This is a genomic window from uncultured Allobosea sp., assembly GCF_945956895.1.
In the GTDB taxonomy this organism is placed as follows: Bacteria; Pseudomonadota; Alphaproteobacteria; order Rhizobiales; family Beijerinckiaceae; genus Allobosea.
Window position 1 is genome coordinate 185267 of the sequence record NZ_CAMFJF010000003.1, and the last position, 17028, is coordinate 202294.

A 17028-nucleotide genomic window follows, 5' to 3' on the forward strand; every position below is an offset into this window, starting at 1 on the left:
CTGGTCTTCAGCCCGGCTGGTTGGCCGGCTTGTTTTTCAGGACGTAGCCGACGACGCAGACAAAGACCGCACCGATCACCGCCGCCGCATAATGCGGCAGGTTGGCCGGAACCAGGCCGACGGGGTTGATGTCGATCGGCACGGTGACGACCCAGCTCGGCATGACCGTGGTCAGCCAACGCAGCACAGCGGCGTCGCCGAGGATCATTTCGGCAGCGATCCAGCCGAGCAGAGCCGCGCCAAGCCAGACCAGGATCGGATAGCGCTCGATGATCGTGGTGAGCAGCTGCGCCCCCATGATGATCAGCGGGATCGAAAGCAGCAGGCCGAAGATGAAGAGCTCCGGATGGCCCTTGGCCGCGCCGGCGATGGCAATGACGTTGTCGAGGCTCATCACCGCATCGGCGATGGCGATGGTGCGCACGGCCTTCCACAGATTCTCGGACGCCTCGATCTCGCCATGCGACTCCTCCTCGCCGACCGCAAGCTTGATCGCGATCCAGAACAGCAGGACGCCGCCGATCACCTTCAGATAGGGCACGCCGAGCAGGTAGCTGACGACCAGCGCGAAGATGATACGCAGGCCGACAGCCGCGCCGGCCCCCAGCCAGATTCCGAGCCTCCGGCGGTTCTCCGGCAGGGAGCGGCAGGCCAACGCGATCACCACCGCATTGTCGCCGGACAGCAGCAGGTCGATCCAGACGATCTGCAGCAGCGAGATCCAGAAGGTGGAGGAGGAAAAATCCATCGTTATTCTTGCCCTCTTGTCGGGTGGTCAGTGCGCCGGATCGGGCCGACGCGCCTTGATGAAGTAGCCGAGGCCGACCACGAGCAGGGCGCCCAGGATCGCGGCCGGGTATTCCAGCTTGTGCAGCACTTCCTCGCCGAAGCGGGCGATCAGCCACGGGTCGCTTTCGAACATCTCGCCGGCGACCCAGCCCAGCAATGCCGCGCCGGCCCAGACCAGGATAGAGAAGCGCGCCAGCAAGCTGGTGATCAGCGAGGCCCCAAGCACGATCAGCGGAATCGAGATGACGAGGCCGGCGACCAGCAGGGGGATCGAATCCTTGGCGACGGCGGCAATGGCCAGCACGTTGTCGAGGCTCATGACGATGTCGGCGATCGCGACCGTCTGCACCGCCCTCCAGAGCTTGCTGCTGGCGGTGATCGAATCCTCGTCCTGGCCCTCGTCCTCGACGATCAGCTTCACGGCGATCCAGATCAGCAAGCCCGCACCGACGATGCGCAGGAAGGGCGTGTTCAGGAGCGAGGCGATCAGCACGGTGAAGACCACGCGCAGCACCACCGCGACGCCGGCGCCCAGCGCGATGCCTTTGGTCCGTTGAGCCGGTGCCAGTGCACGGCAAGCCAGCGCGATGACGACGGCGTTGTCACCCGAGAGCACGATATTGAGCAGGATGATCTCAGCCAGCTTGCCCCAGACAAGCGGGTCGACGAACGAAACCGACGACAAATCCATTCCTCAAATCCTTGCGTTCAAAGTCCTGCTCAAAGCGCCTGCTCGACCGCCTTGCCGGCGGCTTCCGTGCCGAGCGCGCCGCCGAGGTCGCGCGTGCGGGTGCGGGCATCGCCGAGCGCCCGCTCGATCGCGGCCTCGATCCCCTTGGCGGCCTCGTGCTCGCCGAGATGGTCGAGCATCATCGCGCCGGACCAGATCATGCCGACGGGATTGGCGATGCCCTGGCCCGCGATATCCGGCGCCGAGCCGTGGACCGGTTCGAACAGCGAGGGATGGTCGCCGGTCGGGTTGATGTTGCCGGAAGGTGCGATGCCGATCGTGCCGGTGCAGGCCGGGCCGAGATCGGAGAGGATGTCGCCGAAGAGATTTGAGGCGACGACCACGTCGAAGCGGTCGGGATTCAGCACGAAATGCGCGGTCAGGATGTCGATATGGTACTGGTCGACGGCGACGCCCGGATAGTTCTTGGCCATCTCCTTCACCCGCTCGTCCCAGTAAGGCATGGTGATCGAGATGCCGTTGGACTTGGTGGCCGAGGTCAGCTTCTTGCGCGGACGGCGCTGAGCCAGTTCGAAAGCGTATTTCAGCACGCGGTCGACGCCGACGCGGCTCATCACCGTCTCCTGGATGACGATCTCGCGCTCGGTGCCGGCATACATGCGCCCGCCGACCGAGGAATATTCGCCCTCGGTGTTCTCGCGCACGACGAAGAAGTCGATATCGCCGGGCTTGCGGTTGGCGAGGGGGCCGGGCACGCCCGGCATCAGACGCACGGGACGCAGGTTGACGTATTGGTCGAACTCGCGCCGGAACAGCAGCAGCGAGCCCCAGAGCGAGATATGGTCCGGCACCTGCTGGGGCATGCCGACGGCGCCGAAATAGATCGCGTCATGGCCGCCGATCTTCTCCTTCCAGTCGTCCGGCAGCATCTTGCCGTGCCTGGCGTAGTAGTCGCAGGAGGAGAAATCGAACTCGTCGAGGCGCAGTTCGAAGCCATATTTCTTCGAGGCGGCCGCGAGCACGCGCAGCCCCTCGGGCATGACTTCCTTGCCGATACCGTCGCCGGGGATGACGGCGATACGATAAACGCGATTGGTCCCGCTGGTCGTTGTTCCGCTCATGCGGCTTCTCCGAAAAAGGCTTCGAACTCCGCGGCAACGAGATCGGGGACCTCCTCCGCGAGATAATGACCGCCCGGCAGGGCGTGGCCGCGCACATCCTGCGCACGCTCGCGCCACAAGGCCAGAGGATCGAAACACTTGCCGATGATGCCGCGCTCGCCCCAGAGCGCCAGCAGCGGACAGGAGAGCTTCCGGCCGCCATCGGCATCGTCATGCGCGATGTCGATCGTCGCAGCGGCGCGATAATCCTCGCAGCTCGCATGGATCATCGCGGGGTCGCGGAAGCAGCGCAGATATTCCTGCAACGCCTCCGGCTCGAACAGGCGCATGTCCGAGGCGCGCCGGCTCGCCCAGTAGAAGTCGGGATCGCTCTCGATCATGCGCTCCGGCATCGGAGCCGGCTGGATCAGGAAGAACCAATGCCAATAGCTACGAGCGAAGGCATCGGTCGTGTCGCGATACATCTCGCGCGTCGGTGCTATGTCGAGGGTCGCGAGCTTCAGCACGCGCTCGCCATGATCCAGCGCCAGCCGGTGCGCGACGCGGGCACCGCGATCATGCGAGCCGACAAAGAAGCGCTCATGACCGAGCGCGCTCATGACCTCGGCCATATCCTGCGCCATTGCGCGTTTCGAGTAAGGCGCGTGATCGGACGCGCTCGGCGGCTTCTCGGAATCGCCGTAGCCGCGCAGGTCCGGACAGATCAGGGTAAAACGCTCAGCCAGCCGCGGGGCGACCCGGCGCCACATCGCGTGCGTCTGCGGATAGCCATGCAGCAGGAGTAGCGCCGGCCCTTTGCCGCTCGTCCGCACGCGAATCCGCGCGCCCGACGTCTGGACATCGAGCAGGCGAAAGCCAGGGAACAGATTGTCCGTGACGGGACGTTCGGTGAGAACCATAGGACCGCGGAGATGCAAGAATGCGTCAGCGCTTACCCCGAAAGCTCAGGGATTTCGCGCACGGATTATTACATAATATCGATCAATGGTCGGGAAGGGCTCCGCCGTTTCCTTCTCCCCTTGCGGGAGAAGGTGGCAGCGCGTCAGCGCTGACGGATGAGGAGTCTCGCAACCTCTCCATTCCAGCCGCCAGGCAGGCGCAAACGCTTCAGGGCAGCGCGACCCCTCACCCCAACCCTCTCCCCCCGGGGGAAGAGGGTTGGGTCGCGGTTCACGCGCCTCATCCTGCACGTGATGCTCGGGTCAAGCCCGAGCATGACGCGCTTCTGATGGCTGCCTCAGCCGCGCAGGGTCGCGCCGTAGCGCTTGCCGATCTCGGCGACGATCTTGCTGCCGACGGCCTCGATCTCGGCTTCGGTCAGCGTTTTCTCGGTCGGCTGGAGCGTGACCGCCAGCGCAACCGACTTCTTGCCGGCCTCGACGCCCGCGCCCTCATAGAGATCGAAGACGCCGACATTGGCGATCAGCGCGCGGTCGGTGCCCTGCGCCGTCTTGACCATGTCACCGGCCGCCACCGCCTTGTCGACGATGAAGGCGAAGTCGCGCGTCACCGGCTGGAAGTCGGAAAGCGCGAGCTTCGGCTTGACCTTGGTCGGCTTGGCCTTGGGCGGGGGCAGCGCGTCGAGATGGATCTCGAAGGCGACCAGCGGGCCCTTCACGTCGAGCGCCTTGAGAATCTTCGGATGCACCTCGCCGAAGGCTCCGATCACGCCCTTGGGGCCGAACTGCAGCGTGGCCGAGCGGCCGGGATGGGCCCAGGCCGGGCCGCCCGCGACGATCTGGAGGCCGCCGGTCGGGATGCCGAGCCCTGAGAGCAGGCCGAGCACGTCGGCCTTGGCATCGAAGACATCGACATTCTTCGCGCCGCCATCCCAGTGACGGCCGGTGCCGTCGAGACGCGCCGTGCCGCGGCGCAGGCCGGTCGCGGCGATGAGCTGGCCTTCCGGCTCGTCGCTCTTGAAGACCTGGCCGACCTCGAACAGCGCGACATCGGGGAAACCGCGATCGGCGTTGCTCTGCGCGGCGCGGATCAGGCCGGGCAGCAGCGAGGGACGCATGTCCGAGAGATCGGCGGCGATCGGGTTGGCGAGCGCGAGCTTGGGCGAGCCGCCGCCGAAGAGCTTGGCCTGATCATGCGAGATGAAGGACCAGGTCACGGCCTCGACGAGGCCGCGCGCGGCGAGCGTGCGCTTGGCGGTGCGGGTGCGCTTCTGCAGCACGGTGAGGACCGGCTTCACGACCTCGCCCTTGATGCGCGGCAACGGCGTCGAGGCGACGCGGTCGAGCCCGGCGATGCGGACGATCTCCTCGACGAGATCGGCCTTGCCGCCGACATCGGCGCGCCAGGACGGGACTGCAACCGTGACGCGGTCGCCCGCGCCCGAGACGTCAAAGCCCAGCGAGGTCAGCGCCTGCTTCATCTCCGCCTGCGGCAGGTCGAGCCCGGTCAGGCGCTTGACCTCGGACCAGGGGAAGTCGATCGCGGCGGGGCTGGCGGGCAGTTCGCCGACGAATTCCATCTCGGAGGCTTCGCCGCCGCAGAGTTCGATCACCAGCGCGGTGGCGAGATCGAGGCCGGGGCGCGCGAAATCGGGATCGACGCCGCGCTCGAAGCGATAGCGCGCATCGGAATTGATGCCGAGCGCGCGGCCCGAGCGAGCGACGTTCAGCGGGTCCCAGAGCGCGCTCTCGATCAGGACGTCGGTGGTGGTCTCGCTGCTGCCCGAGGCCTCGCCGCCCATGATGCCGGCGAGCGACTCGACGCCATGCTCGTCTGCGATCACGACCTGCTCTTCGGTCAGCGTATAGGTCTTGCCGTCGAGCGCGAGGATGGTCTCGCCTGCCCTGGCGCGACGGACGGTGAGATTGCCCTTCACCTTGGCGGCATCGAAGACGTGCAGCGGCCGATTGCGGTCGAGCGTCATGAAATTGGTGATGTCGACCAGCGCATTGATGGGGCGCAAGCCGACGGCGCGCAAGCGGGCCTGCAACCAGTCCGGTGAGGGGCCATTCTTGACGCCGCGCACGAGGCGCAGCGCGAAGGCCGGGCATAGCTTCTTGTCGTCTTGGGCGAAGTCCAGCTTCACCTTGACCGGGCACGGGAAGGAGCCGCTGATCGGCTGGACCGGCGCGTTCTTCAGCTTGCCGAGGCCGGCAGCGGCGAGGTCGCGGGCGATGCCGGCTACGCCGAGCGCATCGGCCCGGTTCGGCGTCACCGCGATCTCGATCACGGCGTCGTCGAGCCCGGCATAGGGAGCGTAGGGCTGGCCGACCGGCGCATCGGCAGGCAGTTCGATGATGCCGTCATGATCGTCGGAAAGCTCGAGCTCGGCCTCCGAGACCAGCATACCGTTCGATTCGATGCCACGGATCACGCCCTTGCCGAGCGTGACCTTCTTGCCGGGGATGTAGCTGCCGGGCGGCGAGAACACGCCCTTCATGCCGGTGCGGGCGTTCGGCGCCCCGCAGACCACCTGCACGGGCTCGCCCGCGCCGGTATCGACCATGCAGACGCGCAGGCGGTCGGCGTTGGGATGCGGCTTCGCCTCGATGACATAGGCGATGGTGAAGGCCGACAACGCGGCGGCGCGATCCTCGATCGCCTCGACCTCAAGGCCGACGCGGGTCAAGGTCTCGGCGATCTCCGCAACGGAGGCGTCGGTGTCGAGGTGCTCTTTGAGCCAGGAGATCGTGAATTTCATCGGGCTATCGGGTCAGTATCTTCGGATCAATCGGGAAGCTTGGCATTGGCCGCCGACAAGGTCGGGGCCGCATCGTTGAGCTGGTTGGCGCCGTCGGTGCGGATCTTCATGGCATTGCCGCGCCAGCTCACCTCGCCGCCGACGAAGGCATAGGCCCAGATGCCGGGGAAGGCGATGTCGCGCGCCAGCATCGCCAAAGGGGCGCGCCAATTCAGGAACCAGCCGACGCTGGCGGACAACAGGATGTCGCCGGCATACCAGAGGAGCAGCACGAGGAGCGGCGCCAACCAGGCCGGCAGGCCCAGCGCAGAGGCGCCGAAGGCGGCCAGAACGGCGGCAAGGAAAGGCGTGGAGAGGATTTCCAGCGCGAAGAAGGGCAGGAAGGTCACGCGCCGGAGCCGCGCCCAGCGGAACTGGCGCTGCACGACGTCTCTCAGTCGGCGCCGGCCAAGCGGCTGCTCGAAGGGCTGGCCGACGAGATGGACTTGGCGGCCGGTATTGCGCACCAGCTTGGTCGAGGCCGCATCCTCGGCGATCTCGGTGCCGAGTGCGGCGATGCCGCCATTGGCGTCGAGGAAGGGCTTGTTCCAGAGCATCGACTTGCCCTGCGCGAAGCCGAGGCCCAGCGCCTCGCCGACATATTGCCAGCGCGCCTGGAAGGCATTGAGGAAGGCGCATTCGATTTCTGCGCCAATGCACAGAGGCCGGGAACCGGCCGGGGTCGAGCAGACAAGGCCGGTCGCGGGCTGCCACGCAGCCAGCATGCGCTGGATATAGTCACGGGGCATCAGCACGTTGGAATCGGCGAGGATGACCCAGTCGGTCGCCGCCGCCTCCCAGCCGCGCACGCAGTTGTTGAGCTTGGGATTGGCGCTGACCGGCACGTCGCCGACGATCAGGCGTGCCTTCTCGGCGCCGTAGATGCCGATCAGTTCCTCGATCAGCGGGATGATCGGGTCATGCGCGTCGGCGACGCAGAAGATCGTGCTGTAGCGGGGATAGTCGAGTTCGAGGCCAGAGACCGCCGTCTCGCGGCTGAAGGCTTCGATGCCACGGACCGGACGGACGATCGTGACCGGCGGCAAGGCGTCGAGCAGGGCCGAGCGCTGCAGGGGCCGGCGCAGCCGCCAGAGCGCGATGACCTGGCTCGCCAGGTTCATCACGACCAGCAGCACGGCGATCACCGCCGCCCAGCCCGCAAGCGTCATCGCGCTCTCCCCTGCCCGGCCCGCGCCGTCATGAGGAGAGGCCGCCCGTCAGCGTCGGCAGGTCGAGCGGGCGGAAGCCGTAATGGGCGAGCCAGCGCACGTCGGCCTCGAAAAAGGGGCGCAAGTCCGGCATGCCGTATTTCAACATGGCGATGCGGTCGATGCCCATGCCCCAGGCGAAGCCCTGATAGACCTCCGGGTCGAGCCCGCAATTCCTGAGCACGTTCGGGTGGACCATGCCGCAGCCGAGAATCTCCAGCCAGTCGTCGCCCTCGCCGAAGCGGATTTCGCCGCCCTTGCGCGAGCACTGGATGTCGACCTCCATCGAGGGCTCGGTGAAGGGGAAGAAGGACGGGCGGAAGCGCATCTTCACATCGTCGATCTCGAAGAACGACTTGCAGAACTCCTCGAGGATCCACTTGAGGTGGCCGAGATTGGCGGACTTGTCGATGACGAGCCCCTCGACCTGATGGAACATCGGGGTGTGGGTCTGGTCGGAATCGTTGCGATAGGTCCGGCCCGGACAGATCACGCGGATCGGCGGCTGCTGCGCCAGCATGGTGCGGACCTGGACCGGCGAGGTATGGGTGCGCAGCAGCTTGCGCTCGCCATTGGCATCCGGTTCGAAGAAGAAGGTGTCGTGCATCTCGCGGGCGGGATGGCCGACCGGGAAGTTCAGCTTGGTGAAGTTGAGATCGTCGGTCTCGACATCCGGACCTTCGGCGATGGCGAAGCCCATATCGCCGAAGATCGCGGTGATCTCGTCGATGACCTGGCTGATCGGGTGAATGCGGCCGCGCGCCTCCGGGCCGTCCTGCACCGGCAGCGACACGTCGACGCGCTCGGAGGCGAGCCGGGCTTCGAGAGCCGCCTCGCCCAGCGCCTCCTTGCGAGCCGCGATCGCGCCCTGCACGCGGTCGCGCAGGCCGTTGATCTGCGGGCCCTTCTCCTTGCGCTCGTCCGGCGTCATGCCGCCGAGCGTCTTGAGCAGCGCCGAGATCGAGCCGGACTTGCCGAGGGCGCCGATGCGCACATCCTCGACAGCGGTTTCGTCGGCGGCAGAATCGATCGCGGCGAGGACGTCGCGTTCCAGGGTGGCGATATTGGTCATGGATTCAGTCGCAAGCGTTTGAAGGCGTGGGAACGGGCGCGTTCTAGCGGGAACGGCCGGGTTATGCCAGAGCGAAGCGACGCTTTGCCGAACCCGCCCGACATGGCCGGCGCCGATGCAGGAGGATGCCTTGCCCGACAATATCCGCCAGAAGGAATCGCCCTCTTACCGGATGGCCGCGCTCGACCCGGATTTCATCCTCGGCGATTCGATGCGCGGCGCGCGCTTCATGCTGGAATACCAGAAGGCGGAGGACCAGCTCAGGGCGCGCGGCGTCGTCTCGACCATCGTCGTCTTCGGCTCGGCGCGGGTGCGCGAGGGCAATCCCTGGTACGAGGCTGCCCGCGCCTTCGGCCGCATCGCCTCCGAACGCGGCGGCGCGCTGCGCGACGGTGAGGCCGGACGCCACCATGTCATCGCCACGGGTGGCGGCCCCGGCATCATGGAAGCCGCCAATCGCGGCGCGACCGAAGCCGGCGCGATCTCGATCGGCTTCAACATCACCCTGCCGCACGAGCAGGAGCCGAATGCCTGGTCGACGCCGGACCTGACCTTCCTGTTCCACTATTTCGCGATGCGGAAGATGCATCTGGCGATGCGCGCGGCGGCGCTCGTGGTCTTCCCCGGCGGTTTCGGCACGCTCGATGAACTCTTCGAGATCATGACGCTGGTCCAGACCGGCAAGATGGGGCCGGTGCCGATCGTGCTCTACGATTCCGCCTACTGGAAGGGCCTGCTCAATCTCGACCGCATGGCGGAGGCGGGGTTTATCCGGCCTGATGACCTCAAGCTGTTCGCTTACGCGGATTCGCCGGAAGAGGCCTATGACCGGATCGTCGAAGGTGCCGGTGCGCACTGGGATCCGCCAAAGAACGGCAGCGTGCAGACGTAGTTCAGGGCCGTCATGCTCGGGCTTGACCCGAGCATCTCTCTCAGAATGGGCGCCTCGTCTGGCACGAGATTCCCGGGTCCGCGCCAGCGCGGCCCGAGAATGACGGCCTGAGGCATCGACCCAAAGAAAAAGGCCGGCGTCACCGCCGGCCTTTTCCAATTCAGCATGGCAAGGCCGCTCAGGCAGCCTTGGCCTCGGCGCCCAGCACGCCCTTGACCGTCTCGACAACCGCAGCGAACGAGGCTGCATCGTCGATGGCCATGGCCGACAGGGTCTTGCGGTCGAGCTCGATGCCCGACTTGATCAGGCCGCCGATGAAGACCGAATAGGTCAGGCCGTGTTCGCGCACCGCAGCGTTGAGACGCTGGATCCAGAGCGCGCGGAACGAGCGCTTCTTGTTCTTGCGGTCGCGATAGGCGTACTGCATCGAGCGATCGACGGCCGCCTTGGCGGCGCGGATCGTATTCTTGCGGCGGCCATAGAAGCCCTTGGCGGCCTTGAACGTCTTCTTGTGCTTGGCGTGGGCGGTAACGCCCCGTTTCACGCGAGCCATGTCATGATCTCCGGAATATCAGGTGGCGTCAGCCGTTGGGGAGGAAGAACTTCTTCACGTTGGCAGCATCGCCCTCGAAGAGGGTCGTGGTGCCGCGGTGATTGCGGATCTGCTTGTTGGTCCGCTTGATCATCCCGTGACGCTTGCCGGCCTGGGCGTAGAGCACCTTGCCGGTACCGGTGATCTTGAACCGCTTTTTAGCGGCCGATTTGGTCTTGATCTTGGGCATTTCAGCTCCTCAATGGTCGAGGCTCCACGTCTTTTGAACGCGTTGCCAATGTCTTGCTTTCAGGAAGCAAAGCACGATCGCCACGGCAGCCCTTATCAGCCGGGCGATCGAAGGCCGGGCCTATCGCAGAAAACGACCGCTATTGCAAGTGCGAAGCCGGCAATCCGCTATGAGACGGACTGAAAAAAGCAGCAGCCGCTTATCCCCTTCCTTCAAACCCTTGTGACGCCGTATGGTCAACAGGCGCGTTCCGCGACTGGAGAATACCCCGTGAAGAAGCTTCTCACCCTCGCCGCAGGCTTGGTCCTGACGGCCGCCGCCTCGGCCCCGGCGCTTGCCCAATCGACGCTCGACAAGATCAAGGCGCGCGGCCACATCATCTGCGGGGCCAGCGAGGGCGTTCCCGGCTTCTCGCTGCAGGACAAGAACGGCGTCTGGCAAGGCTTCGACACCGATGTCTGCCGTGCGCTCGCGGCTGCGATCTTCAACGACCCGACCAAGGCGACCTATCTCTCGCTGTCGAGCAAGAACCGCCTGGTCGCGCTGCAGTCCGGTGAGATCGACGTGCTCGCCCGCACCACCACCTGGTCGCTCGGACGCGATATCGGTCAGGGCGTCGCCTTCACCACCGTCAACTACTATGACGGCCAGGGCTTCATCGTCCGCAAGAAGCTCGGCGTGAAGGGCGTCAAGGATCTCAACGGCGCCTCGGTCTGCGTTTCGCAGGGCACGACGACCGAGCTCAACCTCGCGGATTACGGCCGCACCAACAACATCAAGTTCGAGACCGTCGCCTTCGCGACGCTGGAGGACACGGTGCAGGCCTATGAGGCCGGCCGCTGCGACGCCTACACCACCGACCTCTCGGCGCTCGCCGGCACGCGCGGCCGCCTGAAGGACCCGGAAGAGCACATGCTGCTGCAGGAGGTCATCTCCAAGGAACCGCTCGGCCCCTGGGTGCGCAAGAACGACCCGACCTGGTTCGACCTCGTCCGCTGGACCGTCATCGCCACGATCAATGCCGAGGAGCTCGGCGTGACCCAGGCCAATGTCGAGGAACTGGCCAAGACCTCGCAGAACCCTGAAGTTCGCCGCATGCTGGGCGCCGAGGGCAAGTTCGGCGAAGGCCTCGGCCTAACCAATGACTGGATCGTGCGCATCATCAAGGCGGTCGGCAATTACGGCGAGAGCTTCGAGCGCCATTTCGGCGCGAAGACCAGCAATCCGCTGCCGCGCGGCGTCAACAACCTCTGGACCAAGGGCGGCCTGCAATACGGCCCGCCGATCCGCTGAGGCGAGAGCAAGACGCTTCGAGCAAGAAGGCCGCCCCGGTCGGGCGGCCTTTTTTGATAGGGATAATTTGTGCTCGGAAACACGCTGTCATCCCGGGCTTGCCCCGGGATCCATCGAAAGGCGCCAAAGCTCTACGATGGATCCCGGATCGGCGCCGCTTCGCGGCTTGTCCGGGATGACGGCCCATTTTCTGATCGGTCGGCGAACTCTTGAGCTGCGCGCCTTCAGGCAGCTTCGCAGACCAGCGTTTCGCTCCGTGCGCCGGGCAGGCGGTTGTAGCCCGCGAGCACGATCAGCAACGCGGCAGTCCCCGCCCCGACCGAAATCCAGAAGCCGCTCTGCGCGCCGAAGGCGTCGATCAACACGCCGGCCACCGAGGCGCCGGCCGCCATGCCGATACCGATGCCGGTGATGCCCCAGGTCATGCCCTCGGTGAGCTGGTGCGGCGGCACCAGGCGCTCGATCAGGCCCATGGCGATGATGATCGTCGGCGAGACCGCAGCGCCGGCCATGAAGAAGACCAGCGCCAGCGAGGCGAGCCCCGTCACGGCCAGAAGCGGCAAGGTCGTCGCTGCCGCCAGCGTGATCGCCGCGAGGAACTGCGTCGCGAGCGAGGCCTTGAGCCGGAGCGTTCCGAAGACGAGGCCGACGATCAGCGAGCCCGCCGCATAGATGGCGAGCACGAAGCTGGCGGCGGCCTTCTGTCCTTGCGCCTCCGCGAAGGCGACGGCGGTGATCTCGGCCGTGCCGAAGATCGCGCCGATCGCGATCATGGCGAGCACGACGACCTGGACGCCACCGACGCGAATGACCGAGATGTCGCCCCCCGCAGTGCGGGCGCGGACTGGCGGCTCTGTCCGCCGCTGGGCGCAGAGCAAGGGCACGCCGACGACGAGGAAGATCAGGGCGGCGAGCGGCCCGGCTTCGGGAAACAGGCTGACGCTCAACCCGATCGCGACGATCGGCCCGACGATGAAGATGACCTCGTCAACCACCGATTCGAAGGCGAAGGCCGTACGCAATTGCGGGGTGTCGCGGTAGAACTCGGTCCAGCGCGCCCTGACCATCGCGCCGATGCTCGGCATCAGGCCGGCGAGCAACGCGAAGACGAAGAGCAGCCAGCTCGGCGCGCCTGCCCAAGTCGCAAACATCAAGCCGCCGAGTGCGAGCGCACCAGCCGCCGCGACCGGCATCAGCACGCGGCGCTGGCCATAGCGATCGACGAGGCGCGAGACCTGCGGCGTGATCAACGCGCTGGCGAGCGCGAAGGTCGCGGCCACCACGCCCGCGATCGCATATTCCCCGCGACGCTCGGACAGCATGGTGACGATGCCGAGCCCGACCATCGAGGCCGGCAGGCGGGCGATGAAACCGGCACCGGAAAAGGCGAAGGCGCCCGGCGCCTGGAAGATCTCGCGATAGGGGTTAGGCATGATCTGAACCGTGATTGCAGACATACGCCGCGTATGTGAATGAAGGCGTAATTGCATACGCTCCGTATGTCAATTAACATACGGAGCGCATGTGAAGAGGATGTGATGGCCCGCAGACTTCGTGCCGACATGATCGCGGAAACCCGCGCCAGCCTGATCGCTGCCGCTCGCGAGGCCTTCGGGTCAGTCGGCTATGCCGGCGCCTCGATGGACGAGATGACGGCTGCGGCCGGGCTGACGCGCGGCGCGCTCTATCACCATTTCGGCGACAAGAAGGGCCTTTTCGCCGCCGTCATCGACCAGATCGATGCGGAAATGACGGTCAGGCTGCGCGCCGTCTCGGCCCGGGCTAGCGACCGCTGGACCGGTTTCCGCGACGAGTGTGCCGCCTATCTCGCCATGGCGCTGGAGCCGGAAATCCAGCGCATCATGCTGCGCGACGGCCCAGCCGTGCTCGGCGATCCCTGGAGCTGGCCGATCCAGAACGACTGCATCCGGATGATGGCCCGAAGCCTCGACGCGCTTGTCGCTGAGGGCGTTCTGGCGCCGCTCGACCCGGAAGCGGTGGCGACACTGATCTTCGGCGCGACCCAGCATGCGGCGCAATGGATCGCGCATGCACCGGATCCGGAGGCAGCGCTCAAGGGCGCGACCGATGCCTTCGACGCGATGCTGAATGGATTGCTGCGTTAAAGCTGTTTTCGATCTGACTGAATCGTCATTGCGAGCGCAGCGAAGCAATCCAGGGGGACTGGGTAAGGCATTCAACCCAGTCCCCCTGGATTGCTTCGTCGCTTCGCTCCTCGCAATGACGGCTCAGTCAGATCGACAATGCTCCTGCCGGCATGAAAAAGGGCGCCAGCGGCGCCCTTTTTCTCGATCCAACATGATCGTGGGTGACGCGCGCCTCAGCGCGGCGCGAGCACCATGACCATCTGGCGGCCTTCGAGCTGCCAGTCGCTCTCGACCTTGGCGATCTCGGCGGTATCGACCTTGACGCGCTCCAGCACCTTCACGCCGAGGTCCTGATGCGCCATTTCGCGGCCGCGGAAGCGCAGGGTGACCTTCACCTTGTCGCCTTCCTCGAAGAAGCCGTGCATGGCCTTCATCTTCACGTCGTAGTCGTGCTTGTCGATGCCGGGGCGCAGCTTGATTTCCTTGATCTCGATGGTGCGCTGCTTCTTGCGCGCCTCCGAGGCCTTCTTCTGCTCGAGAAAGCGGAAGCGACCGTAATCGAGGATCTTGCAGACCGGCGGAACGGAGTTCGGGGCGATCTCGACGAGGTCGAGACCGGCGTCCTCGGCGAGCTTCAACGCATCGAAGAACGAGACCACGCCACGGTTGGCGCCGGTATCGTCGATGAGCTGGACTTCGCGAACTCCGCGGATATCGCGGTTCGAGCGGGGACCTTCCTTGGTCGGGGTCGGGGCAGCGCGGTAGGGACGACGAATGGGGGTATTCTCCTGTACTTGGCGCGCGTCGCGCCGTTGTTGCAGACACATTGCACAAAGATGGGCGATGTCAATGCATGACACAGCGATGGCAGGCATCTCCCACCGGAGAGGCCGGTCAGCGACCCAGCAACGCGCAATAGACGTCGAGGGTTTCCGCGACCATCGCTTCCAGCGAGAAATGCCGCTCGACATGGGCGCGCGCCCTTCGCGCCAGCGCATCTCTGGCGGATGGACGCAGACTCAACGCCTCGTTCAGGCCCTCTGCGAGCGCCGCGGCATCGCCTGGAGGCACGCGCCAGCCGGTGCGTTCTGCCGGCGCGACCTGCGGTGGCGCCAGCACCGTCTCCGGCACGGCGCCGAGATCCGAGACCACGACCGGCGTGCCCATCGCCTGCGCCTCGACCGCGACGCGGCCGAAGGCCTCCGGATCGGTCGAGGGCACCGCGACCACCGCTGCCGAGAGCATCGCCGCCGGCATGTCCGTGCAGTGGCCGACACGCTTCACGCGCCCCTCCAGCCCGGCCTTGGCGATCAGCGCGTCGAGTTCCTTGACGTAACCGTCCCTGCCCTGCGCGTCGCCGGCAAGGATGAAGGCCGTGTCGGTATCGCCGCCGTCGCGCATCAGGCGCGCCGCCTCGATCAGCACGCGCTGGCCCTTCCAGTTGGTCAGGCGGCCGGGCAGCAGCACGATGCGCTGGTGAGGCTCGACGCCCCAGGCCTTGCGCAACGCCTGCACGCGCTCGGCACCGACGGCAGCCGGCGCGAAGGCCGAGAAATTGGTGCCGCGATTGACGACCCTGACGCGGTCGCCAGCCACCGGGTGCTTCGCCTGGATCAGGCCGGCCGTATAGACGGAGTTGGCAATGACCACATCGCCGCGCGCCATCACCGAATTATAGAGTGTCTTCACCGCCGAACGGCTGTTGTAGGAGCCGTGATAGGTGGTGACGAAAGGCAGCTTCAGCAGTCGCGCCGCCCCGAGCGCGACCCAGGCCGGCGCGCGCGAGCGGGCATGGATCAGCTCCACCCCCTCCTGCTGGCAGAGCCGCGCGAGCTTGCGGATGTTGAAGAGCATCGCGACCGGGTTCTTCGAGGCCGCCGGGAATGGCAGCCAGACCCCGCCCTTGGCCTGCAACTCCGCGACGAGGCGCCCGCCTTCGGTCGCGACCAGCGCACGCGCGCCGACATCGGTCAAACCCTTGGCGATGTCGACGGCGGTGCGCTCTGCCCCTCCAGCTTCCAGCTCGGGAATGATCTGCAGGATCGTCCGCCCCGCCAGCGGATGCGTTTCGGTCGAAGGCAGCGAAAGATGGGCACCCGGCTTGAAGGACATTCGTTCTCGGTCTGGACTTTCGTTCGGCGGGGCGAATATGCCCCTATCGGTCGATAGCCGCAGCCTCTAATCGCCGCGGCCAGGTGATTCGTCACAGGAGATTTGCCTTGGAGCGCCAGCCGCCGCAATGGCTCGAAGTCGGGAAAGGTCCCGCGAAGCGCCGCCTCGCCTATCTCCTGCAGGAGGGAACGGCTGCACCGGTGGTCTGGCTCGGCGGCTTCCGCTCCGACATGCGCGCGACCAAGGCCGAGGCGCTGGCCGACTGGGCGCGCGCCAACGGCCGGGCCTGCCTGCGCTTCGACTATGGTGGCCATGGCGAGAGCGATGGCGATTTCGGCAGCTTCACCCTGTCGGACTGGCTCGGCGATGCGCTTGCGGCGGTCGAAAGCCTGTGCCGCCAGCCACCGATCCTGGTGGGGTCATCAATGGGCGGCTGGATCGCACTGCTCGCGGCGCGCAAGCTGTTTGGAACACCGCTGCAGCCGGCCGGGCTCGTCCTGATCGCGCCTGCGGTGGATTTCTCCGAGGAGCTGATGTGGGCGCAGATGCCCGATTCGATCCGCCGGATGATCCTTGACGAGGGCGTCTGGCTGCGGCCTTCGGAATACGCGCCCGAGCCGACGCCGATCACCCGTGCCCTGATCGAGGACGGACGCCGGCACCTGCTGTTCGGCGGCGAGATCAAGGCCGGCTGCCCCGTTCATATCCTGCAGGGCATGCGCGACCCCGACGTGCCCTGGCGCCAGGCGCTGAAGCTCGTCGAGCATCTCAGCGGCGATCCCGTCGTCCTGACCTTGATCAAGGACGGCGATCACCGCCTGTCCACGCCAGAGGATATCGTGAGGCTGCAAGCGGCGGTCGCCGGGATGGCGACCGCGCCCCGACCTTGAGCGTGGCCGGCGTCAGTGGACGCTGACCATCTTCAGGTCATGCTCCCAGGCATTGGCCGTGGCGGCCTCGCGCGAATCCGTGACGAGGATCGGCGCGCCGTCGGCCGAGAGCAGGGTGAAGAGCTGCAAGCCGGACTCGATCTTCGGAGCCTGCGGGAAAATCCGCATCAGCTCGTCCGAGGTCATCGACTTGACATAGGCCACTTCGCCGGCGCCGAGCGCGGCGAATTCCGCAGGGGTCAGCGGGTTGGCCTGAATAAGGATTCTGTCCTGTTTCATCGCGCCCTCCTTCAGAGCAGTGCGAATGCGGTTCTGATACTGCGCCTTCAATTATGAACAGATGCGAAAACCGCTTGCCGCATCCTTCAAA

General features: G+C 66.1%; 17 protein-coding genes. 4 read left to right on the forward strand and 13 right to left on the reverse strand.

Going from position 1 to position 17028, the window contains the following annotated elements; translation table 11 throughout:
• Positions 1–7: 7 nt before the first annotated feature.
• The 7 genes from Q0Q02_RS03465 to pheS all read right to left on the reverse strand — a co-directional run bounded on the left by Q0Q02_RS03465 (position 8) and on the right by pheS (position 8581).
• Positions 8–748: a TerC family protein gene (locus tag Q0Q02_RS03465; protein WP_293806896.1), complete on the reverse strand. Its 741-nt coding sequence runs from the start codon at positions 746–748 to the stop codon at positions 8–10.
• 27 nt (positions 749–775) lie between these two features.
• Positions 776–1480, reverse strand: a complete 705-nt coding sequence (locus Q0Q02_RS03470; RefSeq protein WP_293806898.1) for a TerC family protein — start codon at positions 1478–1480, stop codon at positions 776–778.
• A gap of 29 nt (positions 1481–1509) precedes the next feature.
• Positions 1510–2601: a tartrate dehydrogenase gene (locus Q0Q02_RS03475; protein ID WP_293806899.1), complete on the reverse strand. Its 1092-nt coding sequence runs from the start codon at positions 2599–2601 to the stop codon at positions 1510–1512.
• Positions 2598–3500, reverse strand: coding sequence for an alpha/beta hydrolase (locus tag Q0Q02_RS03480; RefSeq protein ID WP_293806901.1), 903 nt, complete (start codon positions 3498–3500; stop codon positions 2598–2600). The genes Q0Q02_RS03475 and Q0Q02_RS03480 overlap by 4 nt, the downstream gene beginning before the upstream one ends.
• A 338-nt stretch (positions 3501–3838) precedes the next feature.
• The gene (pheT, locus tag Q0Q02_RS03485; RefSeq protein WP_293806902.1) at positions 3839–6262 is read right to left on the reverse strand and encodes a phenylalanine--tRNA ligase subunit beta; all 2424 of its coding nucleotides are present in this window, start codon (positions 6260–6262) and stop codon (positions 3839–3841) included.
• A gap of 26 nt (positions 6263–6288) precedes the next feature.
• On the reverse strand, positions 6289–7470 hold the full coding sequence (locus Q0Q02_RS03490) for a ceramide glucosyltransferase (RefSeq protein ID WP_293806904.1): 1182 nt from the start codon (positions 7468–7470) through the stop codon (positions 6289–6291).
• A gap of 28 nt (positions 7471–7498) precedes the next feature.
• Positions 7499–8581, reverse strand: a complete 1083-nt coding sequence (gene pheS / locus Q0Q02_RS03495; protein ID WP_293806905.1) for a phenylalanine--tRNA ligase subunit alpha — start codon at positions 8579–8581, stop codon at positions 7499–7501.
• Between the two features lie 115 nt (positions 8582–8696).
• Here pheS and Q0Q02_RS03500 point away from each other — a divergent pair, with 115 nt between their 5' ends.
• Positions 8697–9473: a TIGR00730 family Rossman fold protein gene (locus Q0Q02_RS03500; protein ID WP_293806906.1), complete on the forward strand. Its 777-nt coding sequence runs from the start codon at positions 8697–8699 to the stop codon at positions 9471–9473.
• Positions 9474–9651: 178 nt separating this feature from the next.
• Here the strand turns inward: Q0Q02_RS03500 and rplT are convergent, their stop codons facing one another.
• Both rplT and rpmI read right to left on the reverse strand, forming a co-directional pair.
• Positions 9652–10026: a 50S ribosomal protein L20 gene (gene rplT / locus Q0Q02_RS03505; protein ID WP_047575636.1), complete on the reverse strand. Its 375-nt coding sequence runs from the start codon at positions 10024–10026 to the stop codon at positions 9652–9654.
• A gap of 28 nt (positions 10027–10054) precedes the next feature.
• On the reverse strand, positions 10055–10255 hold the full coding sequence (rpmI, locus tag Q0Q02_RS03510; RefSeq protein ID WP_047575639.1) for a 50S ribosomal protein L35: 201 nt from the start codon (positions 10253–10255) through the stop codon (positions 10055–10057).
• 270 nt (positions 10256–10525) lie between these two features.
• Between rpmI and Q0Q02_RS03515 the strand changes: the two genes are divergently transcribed.
• Complete coding sequence (locus Q0Q02_RS03515) at positions 10526–11548, forward strand: amino acid ABC transporter substrate-binding protein (protein WP_293806908.1); 1023 nt, start codon at positions 10526–10528, stop codon at positions 11546–11548.
• A 224-nt stretch (positions 11549–11772) separates the two neighbouring features.
• Here Q0Q02_RS03515 and Q0Q02_RS03520 read toward each other — a convergent pair whose 3' ends face one another.
• The gene (locus Q0Q02_RS03520) at positions 11773–12981 is read right to left on the reverse strand and encodes an MFS transporter (protein ID WP_293806909.1); all 1209 of its coding nucleotides are present in this window, start codon (positions 12979–12981) and stop codon (positions 11773–11775) included.
• 105 nt (positions 12982–13086) lie between these two features.
• Between Q0Q02_RS03520 and Q0Q02_RS03525 the strand changes: the two genes are divergently transcribed.
• Positions 13087–13674: a TetR/AcrR family transcriptional regulator gene (locus tag Q0Q02_RS03525; protein WP_293806910.1), complete on the forward strand. Its 588-nt coding sequence runs from the start codon at positions 13087–13089 to the stop codon at positions 13672–13674.
• 215 nt (positions 13675–13889) lie between these two features.
• Here Q0Q02_RS03525 and infC read toward each other — a convergent pair whose 3' ends face one another.
• Both infC and Q0Q02_RS03535 read right to left on the reverse strand, forming a co-directional pair.
• Positions 13890–14483, reverse strand: a complete 594-nt coding sequence (gene infC / locus Q0Q02_RS03530; RefSeq protein WP_293806911.1) for a translation initiation factor IF-3 — start codon at positions 14481–14483, stop codon at positions 13890–13892.
• Between the two features lie 67 nt (positions 14484–14550).
• Entirely contained in the window at positions 14551–15768 is a 1218-nt protein-coding gene (locus tag Q0Q02_RS03535; RefSeq protein WP_293806912.1) for a glycosyltransferase family 4 protein, read from the reverse strand.
• A gap of 107 nt (positions 15769–15875) precedes the next feature.
• Here Q0Q02_RS03535 and Q0Q02_RS03540 point away from each other — a divergent pair, with 107 nt between their 5' ends.
• Positions 15876–16658 carry an alpha/beta hydrolase gene (locus Q0Q02_RS03540; RefSeq protein WP_293806913.1) on the forward strand — a complete coding sequence of 261 codons (783 nt, stop codon included), beginning with the start codon at positions 15876–15878 and terminating at the stop codon, positions 16656–16658.
• Positions 16659–16670: 12 nt separating this feature from the next.
• On the opposite strand, the gene Q0Q02_RS03545 is transcribed toward Q0Q02_RS03540, so the two are convergent.
• Positions 16671–16937, reverse strand: a complete 267-nt coding sequence (locus tag Q0Q02_RS03545; RefSeq protein ID WP_199087089.1) for a DUF1150 domain-containing protein — start codon at positions 16935–16937, stop codon at positions 16671–16673.
• Between the last annotated feature and the right edge of the window lie 91 nt (positions 16938–17028).